The organism is Nostoc sp. (assembly GCF_036917435.1).
Classification (GTDB): Bacteria; Cyanobacteriota; Cyanobacteriia; order Cyanobacteriales; family Nostocaceae; genus Nostoc.
In genome coordinates this window covers 1-21751 of the sequence record NZ_JBALDM010000054.1, presented here as the reverse complement: position 1 = coordinate 21751, position 21751 = coordinate 1, and the positions used below count along the sequence as shown (strand labels likewise).

Below are 21751 nucleotides of genomic sequence, written 5' to 3'. Positions count from 1 at the left end.
AGAAGTGAAAAATACAATTTGTCTAAAAGTCAACACAGACCTTACAGCCTCGCCTCAAGTTTTATCTTGGTTCGAGCAGATGAATCAACCGCCTATTGCCGATAAACAAATTTGGTGGCAATGTCAAACACTGATGATAGAAGGTTTTACAAACATTGTTGAACACGCTCACAGAAATTTGCCTATTGAAACTCCTATTGAAATAGAAGCTGTGCGGTTAAATGAATATATAGAAATTCGCATTTGGTCTAAAGGTGAACCCTTTGACTTAGAGCAGCAATTGCAACAAACATCTGAATTTGAGGACAATGAGCAAGAGCGTGGGCGGGGTTTAAAAATTATGTCTGCTATAGCTGACAAATTGAGTTATGAGCCGACAGTAGATAATCGTTACTGTTTATTTATTAGTAAATCTTACTAAAGTTACGGCAGTAGTTAGGAGTCATTCAATTTTAGATTTAGCGGAGTTAGGAGTTATGATTAAAAATCTTTTGATGCGTTTCACAAAATCTTCTAACTCTGAAATTAAGTTACTAGTACCTCGACGCTCTTGATGGTAAGCTAGTTGTTCTAGTTTTTCTCCCGCCAGATGCATTGTTATAGCTCCAATATTGGCACTAGCACCTTTAATTTGATGGGCTTCTTGCTCTATTTGCCCAAAATCATGAGATGCGATCGCTATTTTAATTACTTCTAGACGAGGTTGAATATCTTCAATAAATATTTGCAATAATTCCAATTCAAATTCAGGGTTATTTTCTGAGAGTTGATGCAAGCGTTCCCAATCAATTGGAAGGTCATCCGAATCTACATCTGTTGTAGAAACTGTCTGATCTTTGGCATCTATTTCTTCTAGTCTGAATATCACACTTGCCCAATGCTGTAGTGCCGCAGCCAATTTTTCTTTCATTACTGGCTTGCTCAAATAGTCATCCATTCCAGCATCTAGACACATTTGTTTATCTTCTTTCATCGCATTAGCTGTCATCGCAATTACTACAGGACGACGACCACTGAGAAATCTGCTTTCTTGCCAACGATGAATTTCTTTTGTGGTTTCTAAGCCGTCGAGGACTGGCATTTGGTAATCCATCAGAATTAAATCGTAGGGGATTTTTTCTAATAGTTGTAAAGCTTCTTTGCCATTATTAGCAACATCAGCGCTATAACCCAGGCTTTGGAGTTGCTTCAAGGCTATTACCTGGTTCACATGATTATCCTCAGTTAAGAGAATTCTTAATTTAGGTAAATCAGAAACACGATAATCACAGTTATTTTCACAATTTATTACTGGTAACTCCTGGATGGGTGCAACGACTTGCGCCTCTGCTGACTCCTCTGGAATGATACAAGCGGCAATCGTAAAGTAAAATGTACTACCTATACTGAGTTCACTTTCAACCCAGATTTTGCCACCCATTAACTCGCAAAGTTGCTTGCAAATGGCAAGACCTAAGCCAGTACCGCCATACTGTCGAGTAGTGGAGGAGTTGACTTGACTGAAGGCTTTAAATAAACGTTCAACGCGATCGCGGGGAATCCCGATGCCTGTATCTTTAATACTAAACTGAATCTCGTCAGTATTTGCAGCAGAAGAATGATTAATATCCCTATTCTTGTGGATTATAACTGAAACTTCTATGTTTCCAGTTTCGGTAAACTTAATCGCATTACTGAGTAAATTAATCAAGATTTGGCGTAGTCGGGTGATATCCCCCACAATCGTAGTCGGAAATTTAAGAGTATCTAAAAATGTGAGTTTTAAACCTTTTTCTCTAGATTGAGGCGTAAGCAAATAAAAAGCCTCATTAATGCAACTTTGCAAAATAAAAGGTTCCTCTTCTAGTTCCAAGTTGCCAGATTGTATTTTAGAGAAGTCAAGAAAATCGTTAGTGATTTTGAGTAAGGAATTTCCACTGCTGTAAATGATTTCAACAAAGTTTTGCTGTTCAACACTCAATCCACAATCTAGTAACAAACTGGCCATACCAATTACCGATGCGATCGGAGTCCGAACCTCATGGCTAATCATTGCTAAGAATTCCTGTTTAGCAAGTTCTGCTTGTTTCCGTTCAGTCATGTCTCGCAAAATGTAGACATAACCTTGGAAATGCTCAATTTCTGTCTTCACAATTGAGTATGAAAAAGCTACAGGAATTTTCTTACTACTTTTGGTATAACAAACAGTTTCTATCTCTTGGATTAAAGGATTTATGTCTTGATTTTGGAAAATATCAATACTTTCAGTATTTTCTATTTCTAATTTATAGCTATTGACTTCTCTAAGAATTTTGGTGATAGGTTGACCGATGAGTTCTGTTTCGTCATATTCTAACAATACTTGTGCAGCCGGATTTAGTTTTTTTATCTTTCCTGACAGCGTTGTTACTAACAATGCATCTGGCATTGATGTCACAATTTGATCGATATATTGTTTAGAAGCTTTTAAGTTGCGTAACAAAAGATTTGCTTCATTTGCGCCTTGAAACAAAGATTGCTCAAGAACCATCCTTTCTGTTGAGTCTTCCACAAGAATGATGAATGGATTGCTAGAAGAATTTTCTTGTATATTCTTAGTAATACAAATATCAATATATAAAGGAGAAGGTGGATATTGGGAGCGCATAATTCCCTTTAATTCAAAGTTATCTTTCTCCCCTTGTCGAATTGCATCAAAAACATCTTCAAGTCCCTCTAATTCTGGAAAGGCAATCCGAACATCCTCACCTTGCTTGACTTCATCAGGAATGTTGGCAAAATGATTTAGTCCCAGAGATATCTCTACAACCTTCAAGTTTTCGTCAATTATCAAATATTCAATCCGACATACAGATAATATCTTTGTCAACAATGAGTTCATTTTACTAAATTAAACGAGTCGCTAAAGTTTGAAATATCTCATCAACATTATTGCCAGTTTTAGCTGAGGTTATATATGTGTCTAATATATTAGTTAAATCGTTAAATTGATACATTTGGCGGATCTTTTCTAAATATTCGGCTGCAATCATATCTGATTTGTTGAGTGCGACAACAATATAGCTTTTAGGATTAACAGCTAAAAAAGTTTGAATATGCTCCCGGATATGATTGAGCGTTTCCGGTTGTGTCACATCACCAACTATCACAGCACCTTTAGAACCTTGAAAATAGTTTTGAGCAACTGCCTTAAATTTATTGCTACCTTCAATATCCCAAATTAGTAACTGTAAGTTTTGACCGTTATCCAGGTCTTTAGAAGAAAGATTCATTAATTTACGAGAAATTTTGACTCCGACAGTAGAAAGATATTCATCACTAAATTGAGATTCTACAAATTGGCGAATTAGACTTGTTTTACCAACACCAAAATCACCAAATAAGCAGATTTTTTTAGATATTGTAGACATGTTTTTAAAAATAAGTAGTGTTGTATATACCAAATATATTTTAAAGTTAAAATTCTTTGTTTATCGCTTCTATAACTACACAACGGCTTAACCATAAGGGGTGAGTTGCATCAATTCCTGGTGGTAAATTTGTCCTAGCAATTACTTCTAGACGAGATGGCACGATACCTAAATTAATAAGTGCTTGTTGTACAACTTTTGCTCGCGTCAGTGCTAATTTTTGAGATTTGTTTGTACCAGTACGGTTATAACTATAACCAATAATTTTTAAATGTTGATTTGGATGCTGATTGAGGAAAAATTTCACCTGTTGTACCTTGTACCCTAAATTTGCCTTGATTAAATCCGCCGAGTCGGGTTGAAAGTAAAATCGAACTTCAATTTGCAGAGGTTGCACTTGTACCGCACTAGATACAAATTTTACGCCTGGAATTTGCTCAAATGCATGAGTAATAATCTGAGCATCTGCAATCCGCTTGACATTACCTTCGATAACTACTTTACCAGCATTATATTGAGCGGAAATGCCTGTACCATCCGTCTGATTTAAAACTGCTGTGACTCGTTTGACTTCAGCAGCAGCTAATACAGGATCTGCTGGTAGTTCTACTAATAAAATTTGATTGTCAATCAACCAATTAGGGGAGGTTACTTTAACAATTTGCTCGGCTTTCTGGCGAAGAAGTTGATTAGGTAATAGTCCTTTTAATTTTAATTTATTGTCTTCTACCTGCACGGTGAGCCGATATACGGCTAGTTCTGGAACAGAAGTTAGAGCCAACGAAGTTTTATTTTCAATAGAACGGATCGCTACACTATGGTGTTGCCAAATACCCCAAGGAACGAAAATTGTGCTAATAATGGTTAAGCCTAATATCAGTAACGGTGATAATTGATTGCTTTTCTTTTTTTGCTGAATATCTGTACCTTTAAGTTCTTCTAAAACTGTATGAATCTCAGCCGGGATTGTATCAGGATCTCCGTCAAATTTTTCAATTAAATCACCATGATTCTTTACAATTTTTCTAAAGGTTCGCCGCATTTGCAAAATAAATTTTTTGCTCATTTCTCCTTGCACAACGATCGCTAAATAACAGTATCCGGCAACTTCTAAAATTATTTTGGATGTACCGTATTGAATTGCGTCTAATTCTGTCACGCTTCCAGATTCATTGATGCAATCATTGGCAAAGCTGCGAATTGCCGTGAGCATTCCTGCTACCATGTCAGCTTCTAGTTGTTGTCCATCAGAACGCTGAATGTCTGAGATAACTAAACCAGATGTTTTATGAATCAAGAAAATAGCTTTAATTGTAAATGGTAGAGCTTCTTTAAGAATTAATTCTGCTTCGGAAACTCCCTGTAATTTGGCACTAATTTTACGTTTTATCCCTTCAACGCTAAGGGTTTCTTCAACTTGTCGGTTAATGGCACGGATTGTCTCTGCCATATATTTGGCTATGGTACTACCAATAATTGGGTAGAGTGCATCCACAACAATATTCTGTTCAATTTCAATTTGCTTTTTTATGGCTCGTCCCATTGCAGGAGCGATCGCATCTGAAACTTCTTCTGGAGCAACAATAATCTGCTGAGTAATCGCCAGGGGAATAGCAGGTGCGATCGCAGAACTCATGCTACTTCTATCCTGTTCAGTGCGACTGCGGATAGTATGATCGATAATTGGGGCTATTATCTGTACAAATTCTTCTCTAGACTCTACAATTTTCAGTCTTAAAAGCTCAGAAATACACGGAAGGAGTAGATTTATTAGCTCTTTAGGATCGTAAATTTGATGCTCTAATTTTAATAATTTTTCTTCCAGTTTGGCTATAATATTGTTTGTTTCTGCTAAATCAGATCCAACTAATATATCTTTTAATTTTTGGAATGCATCTTCTGAGTTGTCTATATTTTCCTCAAAAATTGCAACGATTTCAATGTTTTTTTCTAATTCTTCTCCGACAACTTTCGCTGAATTAGATGCATTTTGACGATAATTAAAAGCCGACTCTAAATAAGCTTCACATACTTCCATTGTCACTGGAGTAAGTTCCCATGCTCCAACTTCTGTTGTAATAGTTGTAATATACTGATTACTAAGATCGATTTCGGATGGAAATGAAGAAACAGATTGCTCAGGTGGTTCGATAATGTTGAGTTCAACGAGTAGATGCAATAAATTTTCAAGCTGTACAGCTTCTTCTGGCTTAAACTCAACAGATTGAGAAATCAAATTTTTCACCTGAGTCATATTAGTAATTCTTGTCTTTAAATGTGCTGATTTAGGAGACGTGATTGATCGCGTCTTTATAAAAGGTGGGAGACGCGATAAATCGCATCTCTCTCCCTTATTTCCCTTTGCCTCCTGAGTTTATTGAAAGCGGCGGGAAACTCCATCCCCTTGCGGGTGGAGAGGGATAGCCGCCCCGCCAATTGAGGCATTGGCCATTGGCATTGGGCATTGGGCATTAGAGGCTCTTGCCCATCCCCCATGCCCCATTCCCCATGCCCAAAAACTCCATCCCCCTTGTGGGTGGAGTTTTTCATTAGGAATGTAATTCTGCGGTGCTGTTAGAGTGAGTTAACACTTTTGACAACTTTGTAGTTTCTAGAAGTGGTACAGCAGTATAGTTGTCGTTGCGTTCATCGGCTGCTTCTCGCAACTTAGGAATAAATTCAGTTTCTTTTAGACGCATTCCCAAGGCAAACAAAGTTTCAGCCATATCGTCTTTAGAAACTTTAGTATCTGTTAACTGCGAGAAGCGCCGATCTATCTCTTCTAAAATCAGATCCCGTAACGCTGTGACATCATCTTGTAAATGGACTTTAGTTTGAAATATTTCATCTCGAATGGAGGTAGTTTGGTTATCTAATGTTTCATCAAGGGACTGAACACTGCTAGAGAACTTTTTATTGAGTCTATCAACCTGTTGCCGTAAGTCAAGAGTTTCTTCTTGAGTTGTCAGGTTGAGTGACTTCAGCTTTTTATCCAACGTCTCAAATCCTGATTTTAGTTCAGCCGAAAAGTTGGATTTGAGTTGTTCGACATGCGATCGCATTTGTTGTTGCAGTAGAGATATGTCTGACTCCAGCTTGTTAAATCGATTTTCGTACTCTCTTACCTGCGTTCCCAAAATAATATCGCGGATTTGATCGATATTACCAAGCCGTTCTCGTACATCGTCTTTACTCATCTGACTCATCAGAAAACCTCACTTTTCGGGAATTTATTGGGGATAGGAGGTATGGATTTAACTGGCATTTAGGCTAAATATTCTCAGCATCAGATGCAGCTAACTCACCGAACCTACTTTTAGTACATCAAAGTTATTATTCCCAATTATTCATAATTTCTATCTTAAAAAGAATAAATGAGTAATGATAAGTAGTCGGACACAATTAAATTCATTGGTGGAGATAGGGAACAGGTTACAGGTTAAAGGTTACAGGACAAAACTTGTGTAATTAATTCTGTCTGATTACTTAAATGTAGAATAAGTATTTTTCATGCCTACTACTAAAAAACTATCATTTTTAATTTGTTAATAAATATTATTGATTTTTCAGATTTTGGAGTTATGATCTTTACACTCCAAAAATTCTTGGATGCGTTTTACAAACTCTTCTAATTCCAAGATTAAGTTACCAGTACCTCGACGTTCTTGATTGGATGCTAGTTGTTCTAGTTTTTCTGCTGCCAGATGCATGGCTGTAGCTCCAATATTGGCACTAGCACCTTTAATTTGATGGGCTTCTTGACCTATTTGCCCAAAATCATGAGTTGCGATCGCTATTTTAATTACCTCTAGCCGAAGCTGCATATCTTCAACAAATATTTGCAGTATTTCTAATTCAAATTCTAGGTTGTTTTCTGAGAGTTGATGCAAGCGTTCCCAATCAATTGGGAGGTTAACTGTACCTGCATCTGTTATAGAAAGTTTCTGTTCTAAGGCATATATTTCTTTTGCCTCGAATATCACACTTCCCCAACGCTGTAGTGCCGCAGCCAATTTCTCTTTCATTACTGGCTTGCTCAAATAGTCGTCCATTCCTGCATCTAGACACATTTGTTGATCTTCTTTCATCGCATTAGCTGTCATGGCAATTACTATAGGACGACGACTGCTGACAAAGTTGCTTTCTTGCCAACGATGAATTTCTTTTGTAGTTTCTAAACCGTCGAGAACTGGCATTTGGCAATCCATCAGAATTAAATCGTAGGGAATTTTTTCTAATAACTGCAAAACTTCTTTACCATTACCAGCGACATCAGCGCTATAACCCAGGCTTTGAAGTTGTTTCAAGGCTACTTTCTGATTCACCAGATTATCTTCAGCTAAGAGAATTCTTAATTTATGGGAGTCATGGGAGCCAGGAGAATTATATTTGCTGTTGTTTTCGTTATTTTTCAGTTTTAAATCCTCACTCGTGTTAACAAAGCGGGGCGCAGCCCATTCTGAATTCTGAATTTTGACTTCTATCTCCTCTTGTATCTGTGCTCCTAAAATAGTCATGATGGTATCCAGGAGTCTAGACGGCTTAACAGGTTTGACTAAATAAGCGGCAAATCCTATTTTTAGCGCTCGTTGGATTTCATCGCGTTGATTAGTAGAGGTAAGCATAATCAAAGGTAGACTAGCGATCGCTGAGTTTGCCTTAATTTGTTCTCCTAAAGTCATGCCATCTATTTCTGGCATCTGCATATCAATCACAGCAATGTGATATGGATTTTTTTGCTTTACAGCCTCCTCAATAGCAATGAGTGCAATAGCAGCCGAAGCAGCCTGATCTACCACCATTCCCCAAGGAGTAGCTTGATGGTGGATAATTTTGCGGTTAGTAGTGTTATCATCCACCACTAACAAGCGTCGATTTAGCAAAAGTTCGCGATCGCCCTTAGCTTTGGCAAAGCCATCACTTTGTAAGGAAATCGGGTGAAGTTGCTGGGCAAAAGTTACTTCAAACCAAAATTTAGATCCTTGTCCCAACCGACTTTCTACGCCAATTTCTCCTCCCATCAAGCTGATGAGTTGCTTGCAGATGGCTAATCCTAAGCCTGTACCGCCATACTTACGGGTGATGGAAGCATCTACTTGGGTAAATGGCATAAAAAGTTTGCATTGGTCTTCAGGAGTAATCCCAAGACCGGTATCTGTAATAGCAAAATGAATGGTGGCTGTATTAGAAGAAAGCGATCGCAATTCCGCCTTTAATATTACCTCCCCATTGCTGGTAAACTTGATCGCATTGCTGATCAGGTTCATCAAAATTTGCCGCAGGCGGCCAGCATCGCCTTGGAGTTGGGTGGGGACGTTGGGATATATTAACGCTGCAATTTCTAATCCCTTATTATGGGCTGGGGGAGCCAATAATTCCAATACCTCTTCGACACAGGTAGATAAGTTAAAATCTAGAGTTTCGAGTGCCATTTCCCCAGCTTCAAGCTTGGATAGATCCAAAATTTCGTTGATGAGGGTTAAAAGAGCATCTCCACTAATGCGAATTGTTTCGATAAAATCCTGTTGTTCCGAGTTTAGGGGAGTGTCTAACATTAAGCCTGTCATCCCCAACACAGCATTCATCGGAGTCCGAATTTCATGACTCATGTTCGCTAAAAAGGCACTTTTGGTTCTAGAAGCTAATTCAGCTTGTTGGCGGGCAACTTCAAGTTCTTTTCGCTGTTGAGTTTCTGCATATAACATTTGGGCTTGGGCTAAGGCAATACCGACTTGATCGGCTATTTGTCGTAAAAGATGAGTTTCAAAGCTAGACCATTGGCGAGAACTGCCGCATTGATGGACAATCAGCAAACCGCAGAGTTCTTCTTTAACAAGAATGGGTATAACCAAATTGGATTTAACCCCAAATTGTTCTAATAACTCTATATGCCTTTTTTGGATTTCCACTATATCTAAGTCAGCAAGCTCTAGATTCCGTTTTTGACGATACTGCTGTAAATAGTGCTGCTGTGTATATTCCGCTTGAAAGTAAGCATCAGTGAGCTTTTTTTCTTTAATTGCCAGCCAACCAGAAACTACTGCCTCAACCACAGTACTTCCAGATCCATCTGTCAAGGGTTGATAAATCAAAACTCGATCGCTATGGAGAATTTTTTGGACTTCGGTAACGCTGATTTGGAGAATTTCTTTGATTTGCAGAGACTGACGAATCTTCAGAGTGATTTCAGTAAATAGTTGCGATCGCAAATTTTGGCGTTGGAGTTCTTCTTCTGCCTGCTTGCGCTCAATAAACTGCCCTACTTGCTCACCAATAGAATTCATCACTTTTGCCAAATCTGGGTCAGGTTGCTGAATTTCATGGCTAAAGCAGGTAATGACACCAAGAATATTTTTACCACTATGGATCGGAAAACCAAAAGCTCCATGCAGTTCTGCTTGAGCAGCAATTTGAGAACGGATAAAATCGTTATCTGTAACTACATCAACGATCCAAACAGGTTCACCACTAGCCCAAACACGACCAGGCAGACCAATTCCTCGTTCAAAGGTGGTCTGCTGACTGAAGATTTCAAATTCTTGGATTTCGTCAGATACTTTATACCAAGATGTTAGAAAGTGCAGTATATTTACTTGTTTATCTACCATCCAAATTTCACTTAAATCCCATGCCAAACTCTCGCAGATTCCTTGCAAAATTTGGGGCATGGCTTCGCTAATTGTAGTTGACTCTGCTAAGACGCGGGTTGTAGAATACTGGGCTTTGAGATGCTGTTCTGCTCGTTTGCGTAAGCAAAGCTCCTCGGAGGCATCGCTAATGTCAATACCTGTGCCAATGATGTATTTAACGCTGCCGTCTTCGTCTTGCAAAATAGCGTTAGCCCATGAAATCAACCGCCGAGTGCCATCCTTTGCTACCCAATAGTTTTCATATTCTCTCGGTGTTTCACCAGTTCGCAACTGTTCAAAAACTGCTTTAACCGGTTCTACCTCTTCAGGAATTAGAAACAAGTTCCAGAAATGCCTTCCTCTCACCTCATCAAATGAGTAACCAGTTGTTTGTTCACAAGCTTGATTGAAGCGAATAATTTGCCCTTGTGTGTCAACAACTATTACCAAAGCGCTGGCTGTATCAAGGACTGCTGAGATAAAGTTGCGTTCTTGGTTCAGTGTTTCCTCTGCTAATTTCCGTTCTTTTACTTCACGATAAATGAAGTAGTAGACTATGGCCAGAATCAGAAAACTTAGGGAAATAGCGATCGCCTGCATCAAAATAGTATTGCGGGCACTGGTTTTTGTGATTGTTAACTGCTGCTGAAGCTCGTGCCTCTCCTCGTTTTTCATCTCACGAATGATATTGCGAATATCACTCATTAAGTTATTTCCCTGATTTGCATTTATTACTTCTAATGCAGCATCTAACCCGATATTCTGACGCAAGTCGATAGTTTTTTTGAGTTCTTTCAGCTTTAGTACTATTAGGGATTCAAGGGTATAAAGTTGACTCAGTTGTTGAGGAGCATCTAGGGTTAATTTTCTTAGCTGCTTAATTTCTGGAGGAAGATTAGTAAGTGCTGTCTGATATGGTTTTAGATATCCCGGATTTCCGGTAAGTATATAACCGCGTTGTCCGGTTTCAGCATCCTTGATATTAGACAGCAGTTCTTGCAAGCTGTTGATTGTTAATTGAGTATTGTTCAACCCTTTGCTCGTATCAATCAACACTTCTGTACTCTGATACGAGAGCGTGGCAATCAGAACTAAAATTGCTAACGCCAGCCCAAACCCGGCGGCAACTTTTTTGAAAAATTGTTTGCTTGCCTTCTGTGTCTGTTTGTGACTATGACTCGCCAATACCAAACTTGCTAAGTTGCGCCGCATTTCTAGTTGTTTGATTACCTGGCGACCAATGATTCGTAACGCTTCAACTTGTTCTGGCAAAAGGTTTCTTGCTACACGGTCAATTACACAAAGCGTTCCTAATGCATATCCTTCAGGGTTAGTTAGCGGTACACCAGCATAAAACCGAACATTTGGATCGGAGGTAACTAACGGGTTTGTCGCAAATCTTTCGTCAAGTGTTGCATCAGGCACAATAAAAACTTCAGATTGCAGAATGGCATGGGCGCAGAATGCCACATCTCGCGGTGTTTCGAGGGCATCTATACCAACCTTGGATTTGAACCACTGGCGATCGCTATCAACTAAACTAATTAAGGCAATAGGAGTTCCACAAATATATGAGGCTAGACGGGTGAGATCGTCAAAGGCAGCTTCCGAGCGAGTATCAAGAACCTTATACTCCAAAAGAGATTCGATTCGCTGTTTTTCATTATCAGGTAATGGTGCTTTCATTCTTAAGCCTTATCCCATTTTGGATTTTGGATTTTAGATTTTGGATTGGGAATTGCCTTAGTGCATCTAGCTAGATGTGAATTCATCTGTCGTAATCATTTTTCAACTTGGCATTATCTACGGCTAAAGTTGTTGTTACAGAATTACGAATTACGAACTAAAACTTTACCCGCAACTGTCCTGCCAAGGAATTACCACCGTAGGTACTTCCCCCAGTTTCTTGATTGCGGACATTACTAAAGGTATAGCCAAGGTCTGCCTCTACACTGGGTGAAAACTTTACCGTACAGCGCGTTTGATAGGTATTGGCATTGTCAAATTTTCCGTTAAGTCGCTGCTGTCCTAAGTTAGCAGCGAGACGACAGCGTAAGAAATTAGCAACATCTCCTTCCCAACCCACCTCAGCGTTGTAAACTAGAAAATCTGATGGGGAAAAATAGCCACTTGTGCGTTCTAAATTGCGATCGAAACTCCAAGTGAATAAGTTAGCTGCCAGAGAAAACTGTCCAAACTTGCGCTCTAGCCTACTAAATGATTGCACCTCGGAATTACCATCGTTGTAACTACCCAAACGCAATGATGAAAACAAGCTAGTTTTACGGTTAATCTGCCAGTATAAATCAGGCCCAAATCGCCAAGCAGTAATTTGATTTTCTAAAGTTCGAGCATTAGATTTATAAGGCCCTTGTTCTAAATTACCTGATAGTGACACTACCGATAGCAATTGACCTGATGACGAAACTCGCGGTGGCACAATGGGAACCTCCACCTTGGCATTGAGATTAATAGCTGTAGGTAAACGATTGAAGATATCGACTCCGGCTGCTGTTTGCAGAGTAACTTGCCCAATTTTCCCTTGCCATCCAACTTGCAAGGGAAAATTCGTAATTGATTCCACACCGCGTTGCTCAAAAAAGTTAAAACCTGTCTTGAAAAATATTTTATTGCCATTCCTCAATCGAAACTGAGCCGTTGGTTCAAAAAAGAAATTGGTTTGCCCAAAGTTATCTGTGTCATAGCGATAGTCTGTATCAATGCTTTCCAAAACGGCATCCGGCGTTTTGGGTTTGGTGGAAGGTGTTGGTGGACTAGAATTCTGCGGTGGTTTAGGTATGACTGGCGGTATTTGCAAATCAGGATTGAAGTTTTCGGGGGCTGCCATCAAAATAGGTGTTGGTTCAGGATTTACTTTGGTGGTTCCCTCGGTGAATCCTGAAGGTGATTTCCAGGTCTGATGTGTTTGGGCAGCTTGTAACTTAGCTTCTGAGAATGTGCAAATACCGACGCTACAGATTACTCCTAATTGAACCTGTAGGCATCCCCAAATTAACCTAGTGTAAGAACTGTGTCGAGAAATAAAGAGATATACTATAAAGTCATTTACCATCGGTCACTACTTATAGTTGTAAATAAAAACTCGCTACCAAAAAGTTTCTGGCAGCTAGCTGATGTATTCGGCTTGGGATTATGATGCCCAAAATATATGCTTGTTAAGACATAGCAAAGGAAAAAGGCTTGCTTTTATAGGTATAAGGCTGTCCCCTGAATGCCTAATTAGTATTGTTTGCGAGTAAGTACAGCGTATTGCAGGTAAATGAAGTACACGGGTAGGGGCACAACATGTTATGCCCCTACGATGATCTGTACCTCACGCCTGTTGCAATCTGCTGTAAGTCTGCGGAAAAAATTTAATGTATATGAAGAAATATAAATTGTGAGTAGAAGTAAGGTGTGTTTTGTCGTGAGTTAACGCACCTTGAATTGAAAACCGAGGTCTTTGCCCGCGCTAGTTTAAGCGAGCGATCTCGGAAAAGTAAAAGGGAAAAGTGTAGGGGTTTAAATTCATCCCTTACCTTTTCCCTTTAACCGGAAGTATTGCTTTTAGTCCTATCGGCAAGTCAAAATAGCAGATTTATGAGATTTGGCAGGATATTCTGGTGAATAGTTACTGTGATTTTGACGAACTGCCAACTGTCATTCTTGAGTCTGCTGTTCCCATTTCAAAGTTTTCAGAGTTGTGAACCTCAAGAGTTCGGAGCAATTCTCGAATTACATCTGTTGCTGGTCTTCCTGTCAAAGCACAATACTGTTCAAGTTTCTTCATTTCCTCGGTTGTCAGATTTACTGTTAGTCGTTTAACAGCCCATTTTTTGTTCATAATTGTCTTTTGTCTTTAAAGTGTTGCTTTGTGCCGAAATCACCAAGTCATTAAAATTACTCCCGCAGTGCATAACCTACACCACGGATTGTATGAATCACACGTTTTTCATTATTCTCTTCCAATTTGAGTCGGAGATAACGAATATATACTTCAATGATATTAGAATCACCCATAAAATCGTAACCCCAAACTTTCTCTAAAATTTGATCTCTAGTAAACACCTGACGGGGATGTGAGAGGAGATATTCTAATAAGTCAAACTCTTTTGCTGTTAACTCAATGCTTCGTTTTTCCCGAAAAACTTCACGAGTGCGGCGATTTAAGCTTAAACCTTCAAATTGCAACAAATCTTCTTCTGTTTCTTGCGTGCGGCGCAGATGAGCGCGAATTCTAGCTAGAAGTTCCTCTATGCTAAAGGGCTTAACTACATAATCATCGGCTCCTGCATCTAAACCTGCGACGCGATCGCTCACTTCATCTTTTGCTGTCAGTAAAATCACTGGTACTGTACTACCCGTTGCTCGCAAACGGCGACAAATTTCTAAACCTGTTAAACCTGGTAACATCCAATCCACGATCGCTAAATCTGGCGATGAATCTCGCGCCAGAGTTAGACCAGCAATACCATCATGGGCTACACTTACTTTGTATCCTTCACTACTAAGCTCTAATTCGATAAATCGCGCCAGTTTGACTTCATCTTCCACCAAAAGAATATGTACTGTCATAAGTTTGTGTATTGGTTTATGGTGCAATTTTGAACTACCCACACTTCCCTAATCAGATAGAACTGCTATATGTAGGTAAACTTATTGTAAATGTACTCCCTTCCCCTAACTTCGACTGCACACTGACACTACCTCCCATACCTTCTATAAGTGTCTTGACAATAGATAAACCCAAACCACAACCCCCAGTAGTATGAGAACGTGATTCATCTACACGGTAAAATCTCTCAAATATCCGTGCTTGGTGTTGTAAAGGAATGCCATAACCTTTGTCACAAACTTCAACAATTGCCTGCTCTTGAATTTGATTTAATTTCAAAACTATGGGTGTATCAGCTTCAGAATATTTAATGGCATTATCAATCAAATTCAATAATACTTGTTTGAGACGGTTATAGTCTGCTTTCACTTCAATTCGATCGAGTTTTGAATCGATTTGAATTATGCGATCGCTATATTTTTTTGCCATTATGACTACTTCTTCAACCAAATCATTCAGCACGTAAGATTTCATTTGAAAATATAAGTAACCATTATCGGCTCGGGCTAAATCAAGTAAATCTTGTAGCAGACGGATAGTGCGTTCAGCTTCCGATGCCGCAGTTTCTAAAGCTTCTTGTTGGGTTGGGGTTAAGTTATTTTGCCTTCGCAAGACACTTTGTAAGTAACCATGTACAATGGTTAAAGGCGTACGTAATTCGTGAGAAACATTACTCACAAATTCTCGTTCTTGCTGCCAAGATTGGGATAACCGAGATAAAAGCATGGTTAAAGTTTGAGCTAATTCTTTAACTTCGCTGGGTGCATTATCAACAGATAGCTGTGATTGTCCTAAATCTTCAGCCGAAATGACAGAAGCCATTTGATTTAGCTGGCGAAGAGGTTGCAGAGAACGTTTGATGTAAAACGCGATCGCAGCAGTTAAAATAATAATTGCCAAAATAGTAGTAATACCTAAATTCTGCACCATTGCCACAAACATTTTTTGTTCGTGGGTAATATCCTTGACTACAAATAACTCACCGAGTACCTTACCTTGAACTTGCACAGAAGTACTACATAAAACAAAATAGCTTTGGTTTATTTTATAAATTTGTGGTTTAATCGGCATCTTAGTCAGGGACATTAACTCAGCTACAGTAGGAGCAGATAATAAATTTAAAGTGGCAGATTTTACTATAATTTTATTATCAGGATTTTTTAACCATAACAATATATTAGTATTTGCCAAATTATTAATAGACTTTTGCAACCCAGTTTCAGGTTGCATCATTTCACTATAAATTTGTATATCTTGCGGCAAACGCTTGGCAATTTGTTCTATATTATATTTATGACTATCAACTAATATTTGCTGCATTTTCCAACTAATCCATGTAGCAAGGCTACCTAATATCAAAGCTGAAAATGTAGCAATACCAATCGTGAGGCGTGACTGTAATGAAAATGGGTCTATATTTATCCAAATTTTTCTGATTTGCTTCACTATTATGATTACTTTTTAGATGTTAAATAAGGTTATATTAATAAAATCAGACTGCTAAATATAAAGTTATTATCAACAACTACATCTTTAGTTATAGATGATTTTAACTTACCTTTCTTGCATACTTACAGTGAAAAGTGCAGCCATTCCAAAAACATCGTAAAATTTTTTATTTCATCTATTTTTAAACTTTGCAACTTATTCTCTAAGCATAAGTTAATTTACTAGTAGTTAAATTAATTTCAGATGAGAATTACCTGAAATTTTCTACTTATTGATTTGTGAAGGTTTTGGTTGAGTAATTAAGTAAGTGGGTCAAATTAAATATAAAACCTCACCCTGTCTCCGACTTCCCTCTCCTTACCAAAGAATTGGGTCTAAAGCCCCGTGCTTCACGCAATGCTTTAAAGTAATGAGTAAGGAGTAATGAGTGGATGAAAAATGGGTATTTGCTTATTAATTATTACTTATTACTCATTACTTTAAAGCATTGCGCCTTTAGGTCGGTGAGGATGTCAATAAGGAGAGGGATTGAGGGTGAGGTTTGATCTTATATTTAATTACGCCTACCTACTTACCGCAGCTATAGAAGCGATAAAACAGGCGACAACGCAAGAGGAAATAAGGTTAACTGACTATTTGAATATTTTCATAGTTAACAACTATACATCAGATTTTTGATGAAGTGCGAATTACTTGATATCTCAATATTGATAAGTAAATTGGTGGGGAAATTTATAAGTATGTAACTAGAAGTTAATCAAAGCTATTGAAGTTAAATTGAACATGTTGTGTATTATGATTTCCTTTTTCTGAATATTTTGCTGAAATTTGGCTGGGGTGACAGGTAAGTAGTCAATAGTTATTCCCCGCATCAACTCTCTGTTGCCAACCAAGCACGCAAAACCTCTGCGACTGTCCACGCTTGGGCAATACATCCGCGTGCAGTCATCGGGGCATCACCATCAAAAATTTCGCTGAGACTACCAAGACCGTATGCTGTGAGATGATTAGCCATTGGTTCTAAAAATTGACGAGCTTGTTCAGGATTTTTGTAGACGCGCAGGTGTGCTAAGACGAACGGCCCCAACAACCAACCCCAAACTGTCCCCTGGTGATAAGCTCCATCGCGTTGATACTGATTTCCTCCGTATTTACCCTTGTATTGGGGATGGTCGAGGGCTAGCGATCGCAACCCATAAGAAGTTACCAGCGATCGCCCGCAAACTTCCACCACACTCCTTTGCTGGGCAGGTGTGAGCGGGCTTTCTGGTAATGAAACAGCAAATATTTGGTTAGGACGCAACGACGCATCATCACCATCAGGACTGTCTAAAACGTCATAACAATAACCTGTCTCTTCATTCCAGAAGCGAGAAAATCTATACTTCGCCCGGTCTGCCATTGCCTCATATTCTTGGTGTGGTTTACCAAGGTGACGGGCAAACTTAGCCATTGTCCGTAAAGCATTATACCAGAGGGCATTAACTTCAATCGGTTTACCAATTCGGGGCGTAACTACCCAATCGTCAACTTTGGCATCCATCCAAGTCAGTTGTAGACCTGCAACACCTGCAAAAAGTAAACCATCCGCCGGATCGAGATGAATGTTGTAGCGTGTACCGCGACAGTGCCAATTGATGATGTCTGCAAGTATTGGAAAGAGTTCAGCAAGCAAATTATCATCATCCGTAGCGCTGTAATATGCGCGGACTGCTTCAAAATACCAGAGAGTGGCATCAACAGTATTATATTCTGGTTGATCGCCCACATCGGGAAAGCGATTCGGCAGCATTCCTTGGTCTACGTATCTGGCAAAGGTGCGAAGAATTGAACGTGCTACCTCTGGGCGACCAGTCGAAATTGTCAACCCAGGTAGACTAATCATGGTGTCGCGTCCCCAGTCGCTAAACCAGTGATAACCAGCAATGATAGTTTTGCCGTTGGGTTCTTCTGGCATTGGACGGTCAACAATAAACTGGTCAGCAGCTAATATTAGTTGCTTAATCCAGATAGGTGATTCCTTAGTATCGAGGGGTAGGTTACTATTCCAAAATCCCGTTAGCTTTTGCTCTTGAGCGCGACGTAACTTAAGTGCAACTTCGGCATTGAAATTTGTTTGCTTTTCTGTACTGGCTACAAATGCGATCGCTTCCCCAGGAATCAGTGTAACCTCAAAAGTCGCAGCGTGGAGATGGTCTTCTCTATCTCTCAATCCCCGATAGCGTTCAACAGCCAAGTCAAAGCCATAATACCAATCATCAGCAACAGATGCACTACCGCGATCGCTCAGTAGATAGACTGGTACAGCACCCGAATAAGCAGTTACACAAATCCCCTGTTCCACTTCCTCAACAGACATCTTCCAGCCATTGCTTTGGGTGTCGCTGTGATAGTCACGGTAGTTCACCATTGCTTTAAGCGTCAACTTGAGAGGTTGTGTAGCCCGACGCAGAGTATATTGAACATAAGTTGTGTTAACACCTTGTTGCATCCACACCCGTTTTTCTAACAAGGCATCGGCAACAGCAAAACGCCATAAGGGAATTGTCCCTTCCAGAGAAAAATGTTCAATATTTTGATAACCGTGGGGGCTAACAGTCCCATCTGCCCAACGATTGGTGTCTAGAGAATAAGAGCGATTGTCATACAGGACACTTTCATCTAGTTTTGTCAGCAGTAAAGTACGACCTAAAGGTGGTTTCAATGCTGCTACCAGTAGTCCGTGATAGCGACGCGTCAATAAACCAGCCACAGTTCCAGAAGCGTAACCACCAATACCGTTAGTAACTAACCATTCCCGTGACTCTGCCGTGTCAAGATTGCCGCAGATTTCCCGCCCAAATTCTATAGACATAACTCAAAACTTTTCCTTGGGAGCAATATTTGGATTATCGATTATCAATCCTCTAGTCTGCTGAGAATGGTATTAAGAGTTCTAAAATCTTAACTGGCGATCGCGCTTAAATAAAATCTTTTACCTTAAGTAACATTAAACACTAGTATCTTTGGTAAGACATTTCTGTAAGTAGAAGCTAAAATGCCTCTAAACGATTTTTTAACGTTATTACCCTCAAGTAAGTAGGGATGGCAAACGATGATATTTCTCGACAAGCGTGAGGTACACCGGTAGGGGCACAGCAATGCTGTGCCCTTACACCAAGCGATATAATTTTGTACCGCATCTGAATGGGAACCGCGATCGCACCTCTGAGACTTTCCAGTACTATTATTTGGTGTCTAACTGCGATCGTTTGTAGTTATATTAGCTTATACCTGCAAAGATGCAGCAGACGGCTGAATAATTTCCAGACCATATTTTGAAGCAGCCGCCAACACTTTCTTTTTCCATATCTGCGGGACTAAAGCTAGGTAATTGCATTCTCTATGAAATAATCAGTTTGTTGTATGTAGAATCTTTCTCTCGAAATAGAACAGCTTATTTTTGAAATTATTTTCATAACCCATGTAATAAGTATCCATGAGCAAAACTAGTGATGACAAAATATTGTTGCACAACCAAACTTGGCAACGTGAGCGGCAAATCATAATACGTTTGTCTTCTTTAAACTATCGAACTGGCGAACTGGGTAGCTATTTGCATAATATTGCCTGCGGAGTCAGCGAACTTATTGAAGTTGATTGGACAGTTGTTACCTTTTGCCAAGAAGGGTTTGAAACTGTTCTAGCTAGTAATCTCGAAATGGGCGAGGGGGAACATGTTTATTCACTACATGGTTTACTAACTGGTACTGTTATCCAAATGGGTCAATCATTAGCTGTGAAAGACGCTCAAAAAAACCCAGAGTATGGAAAGGCTCCAGAAGGTTATTGTGCATATTTAGGGATACCATTGCGAACTGCTGAAAATAAGGTTATTGGTACTATCTGTTCATTTAGTCACGAACCACGTGATTTTACAAAAGAAGACATCCAAATTGTGGAATTATTTGCTGAACGAGCTGCAACAGCAATTGACAACTATCATCTTTATCAACAACAGTGCAAATTTAATCATATTTTGGAAGCTGAGGTAGAAAAACGTACCATAGAATTACAAACAACCCAAGCCAAGCTTTTAGAACAAGAGCGACTAGCAGCTATTGGTGAATTTGCTGCCATGATTGTGCATGAAATTCGTAATCCCTTAACTACAATGATTATGGGATTAAAGTATTTCCGAAAAACTGTTTTAACTGAATCTGCTCAAGAAAGATTAGTGTTGGCATTGAGCGAAGCTAGTCGTCTAGAGCGTTTGCTAAGTGAAATTTTGCTCTATGCCAAACCCCAAGAATTGCAGCTTTGTGAATTAGATATAAATGAACTAATTTACGAATTACTCGAATGCATTCATGAAATGCCAGAAGCTCTAGAACGACAAATCGAATTTATTCCGGTGTTACCTACGGTAAAAGTTTTAGGGGAAAAAGACAAACTTAAACAAGTATTTATCAACATTATTCGTAATGCTTGCGAGGCAGTTGCACCAGGAGATATTGTTAAGTGGAAAGTACATTGTTCCAATGTAAATAAAATCTCTATTAGTGTCCACAATGGCGGTGAGCCAATTCCATCAGAAGTTCTCACCAAGATTTTTCAGCCATTTTTCTCTACAAAACCTGGTGGCACTGGGCTAGGACTTGCTATTACCAAACGCATCATCAATGCTCATAATGGAGAACTGTTAATATCTTCTGACCTCTTAACAGGTACTATCGTGAGTGTTCAATTACCTATAGTTACTTTTCAAAGATTTGATTGATATTAAGTACTTCTTCTGCTACGGTAATTCTAATTTTGGATTAAGTAAGTGGGTCAAATTAAATATAAAACCTGATCCTGCCTCCGGCTTCCCTCTCCTTACTAAGGAGAGGGATTGAGGGTGAGGTTTGATCTTATATTTAATTACGCCTACCTACTTATGATATACAGCATTACATCACTTCGTCAGAAAAATACATAAATGGAACAATATCAACTCAGTCCAAAAAACTGGTCACAAGCAACTTACATTAAAGCTTTAAAAAAAGCAGCCCACGCACATCTAGGTCAGAAAATACCAGGTTCAGAAATACCTTACCTTATGCACTTAAATCTTGTGAGCATGGAAGTAATTGCAGCGCTAAGTGTGGAAACCGAACATGACGGAAATCTTGCTATTCAATGTGCTATTTTGCATGACACAATTGAAGATACTAATACAACATTTGAGGATATAAAAACCGAATTTGGTGAATCAGTAGCTAATGGTGTACTTGCACTGACAAAAGACGAAAGTTTAGCAAAGCATCTGCAAATGGCAGATAGTTTAAAAAGGATAAAAGAGCAACCACAAGAAATATGGATGGTGAAATTAGCAGATAGAATCACCAATCTACAAGCACCACCACATTATTGGACTCAAGACAAAATTATTCGATATCGAGAAGAAGGTATTCAGATTTACGAAGTTTTACAGGATGCAAGTCCGTTTCTTGCATCTCGCTTGGCAAAGTTAATTGAAGATTACAAAGCGTTTATCAATTAAATAGCCTTTTGTGAGTTAAATCACACTAGTCAATCAAGTACTACAATAACATTACAGCAGATTGCAACTTGGTGAGGTACAGATCATCGTAGGGGCACAACATGTTGTGCCCCTACCCGTGTACTTCATTTACCTGCAATACGCT

At 39.1% G+C, this 21751-nt stretch carries 13 protein-coding genes and 2 pseudogenes; 3 read left to right on the top strand and 12 right to left on the bottom strand.

Annotation, left to right across the window (positions count from 1 at the left end; all coding sequences use genetic code 11):
* Positions 1 to 4 precede the first annotated feature (4 nt).
* Positions 5 to 421, top strand: coding sequence for an ATP-binding protein (locus V7K98_RS26300; protein ID WP_335027312.1), 417 nt, complete (start codon positions 5 to 7; stop codon positions 419 to 421).
* Positions 422 to 442: 21 nt separating this feature from the next.
* On the opposite strand, the pseudogene V7K98_RS29000 reads toward V7K98_RS26300, so the two are convergent.
* The 12 genes and pseudogenes from V7K98_RS29000 to V7K98_RS26245 form a co-directional block, all read right to left on the bottom strand.
* Positions 443 to 1696: pseudogene (locus tag V7K98_RS29000) on the bottom strand (ATP-binding protein); the annotation flags it as partial.
* Positions 1697 to 1867: 171 nt separating this feature from the next.
* Positions 1868 to 2509 (bottom strand): annotated as a pseudogene (locus tag V7K98_RS28995) (histidine kinase dimerization/phospho-acceptor domain-containing protein); the annotation flags it as partial.
* A gap of 355 nt (positions 2510 to 2864) precedes the next feature.
* The gene (locus V7K98_RS26290; protein WP_335027308.1) at positions 2865 to 3389 is read right to left on the bottom strand and encodes a Rab family GTPase; all 525 of its coding nucleotides are present in this window, start codon (positions 3387 to 3389) and stop codon (positions 2865 to 2867) included.
* Positions 3390 to 3435: 46 nt separating this feature from the next.
* Positions 3436 to 5643: an OmpA family protein gene (locus V7K98_RS26285; protein WP_335027306.1), complete on the bottom strand. Its 2208-nt coding sequence runs from the start codon at positions 5641 to 5643 to the stop codon at positions 3436 to 3438.
* Between the two features lie 120 nt (positions 5644 to 5763).
* Positions 5764 to 5892 (bottom strand): hypothetical protein, encoded by a 129-nt coding sequence (locus V7K98_RS26280; RefSeq protein ID WP_335027304.1) that lies wholly within the window; start codon positions 5890 to 5892, stop codon positions 5764 to 5766.
* A 46-nt stretch (positions 5893 to 5938) separates the two neighbouring features.
* Positions 5939 to 6595: a hypothetical protein gene (locus tag V7K98_RS26275; RefSeq protein WP_335027302.1), complete on the bottom strand. Its 657-nt coding sequence runs from the start codon at positions 6593 to 6595 to the stop codon at positions 5939 to 5941.
* A gap of 360 nt (positions 6596 to 6955) precedes the next feature.
* Positions 6956 to 11704 carry a response regulator gene (locus V7K98_RS26270; protein ID WP_335027300.1) on the bottom strand — a complete coding sequence of 1583 codons (4749 nt, stop codon included), beginning with the start codon at positions 11702 to 11704 and terminating at the stop codon, positions 6956 to 6958.
* Positions 11705 to 11861: 157 nt separating this feature from the next.
* Positions 11862 to 13091: a hypothetical protein gene (locus V7K98_RS26265; protein ID WP_335027298.1), complete on the bottom strand. Its 1230-nt coding sequence runs from the start codon at positions 13089 to 13091 to the stop codon at positions 11862 to 11864.
* A 558-nt stretch (positions 13092 to 13649) separates the two neighbouring features.
* Positions 13650 to 13862, bottom strand: a complete 213-nt coding sequence (locus V7K98_RS26260; protein ID WP_335027296.1) for a CopG family transcriptional regulator — start codon at positions 13860 to 13862, stop codon at positions 13650 to 13652.
* A 56-nt stretch (positions 13863 to 13918) separates the two neighbouring features.
* A complete protein-coding gene (locus V7K98_RS26255) occupies positions 13919 to 14593 on the bottom strand; it encodes a response regulator transcription factor (protein ID WP_335027294.1) in 675 nt (224 codons plus the stop codon).
* A 52-nt stretch (positions 14594 to 14645) separates the two neighbouring features.
* Entirely contained in the window at positions 14646 to 16079 is a 1434-nt protein-coding gene (locus V7K98_RS26250; protein ID WP_335027292.1) for a sensor histidine kinase, read from the bottom strand.
* Between the two features lie 874 nt (positions 16080 to 16953).
* Positions 16954 to 18936: an amylo-alpha-1,6-glucosidase gene (locus tag V7K98_RS26245; RefSeq protein ID WP_335027290.1), complete on the bottom strand. Its 1983-nt coding sequence runs from the start codon at positions 18934 to 18936 to the stop codon at positions 16954 to 16956.
* A gap of 624 nt (positions 18937 to 19560) precedes the next feature.
* Between V7K98_RS26245 and V7K98_RS26240 the strand changes: the two genes are divergently transcribed.
* Entirely contained in the window at positions 19561 to 20841 is a 1281-nt protein-coding gene (locus V7K98_RS26240; RefSeq protein WP_335027288.1) for a GAF domain-containing sensor histidine kinase, read from the top strand.
* Positions 20842 to 21042: 201 nt separating this feature from the next.
* The gene (locus V7K98_RS26235; protein WP_335027286.1) at positions 21043 to 21606 is read left to right on the top strand and encodes an HD domain-containing protein; all 564 of its coding nucleotides are present in this window, start codon (positions 21043 to 21045) and stop codon (positions 21604 to 21606) included.
* Positions 21607 to 21751 lie beyond the last annotated feature (145 nt).

Coding starts and splice junctions, on each gene's coding strand:
- V7K98_RS26245 (WP_335027290.1), bottom strand. CDS start 18,936: ATGTCTATAGAATTTGGGCGGGAAATCTGCGGCAATCTTGACACGGCA.
- V7K98_RS26235 (WP_335027286.1), top strand. CDS start 21,043: ATGGAACAATATCAACTCAGTCCAAAAAACTGGTCACAAGCAACTTAC.
- V7K98_RS26265 (WP_335027298.1), bottom strand. CDS start 13,091: ATGGTAAATGACTTTATAGTATATCTCTTTATTTCTCGACACAGTTCT.
- V7K98_RS26255 (WP_335027294.1), bottom strand. CDS start 14,593: ATGACAGTACATATTCTTTTGGTGGAAGATGAAGTCAAACTGGCGCGA.
- V7K98_RS26290 (WP_335027308.1), bottom strand. CDS start 3,389: ATGTCTACAATATCTAAAAAAATCTGCTTATTTGGTGATTTTGGTGTT.
- V7K98_RS26280 (WP_335027304.1), bottom strand. CDS start 5,892: ATGGGGCATGGGGGATGGGCAAGAGCCTCTAATGCCCAATGCCCAATG.
- V7K98_RS26240 (WP_335027288.1), top strand. CDS start 19,561: ATGAGCAAAACTAGTGATGACAAAATATTGTTGCACAACCAAACTTGG.
- V7K98_RS26275 (WP_335027302.1), bottom strand. CDS start 6,595: ATGAGTCAGATGAGTAAAGACGATGTACGAGAACGGCTTGGTAATATC.
- V7K98_RS26260 (WP_335027296.1), bottom strand. CDS start 13,862: ATGAACAAAAAATGGGCTGTTAAACGACTAACAGTAAATCTGACAACC.
- V7K98_RS26285 (WP_335027306.1), bottom strand. CDS start 5,643: ATGACTCAGGTGAAAAATTTGATTTCTCAATCTGTTGAGTTTAAGCCA.
- V7K98_RS26270 (WP_335027300.1), bottom strand. CDS start 11,704: ATGAAAGCACCATTACCTGATAATGAAAAACAGCGAATCGAATCTCTT.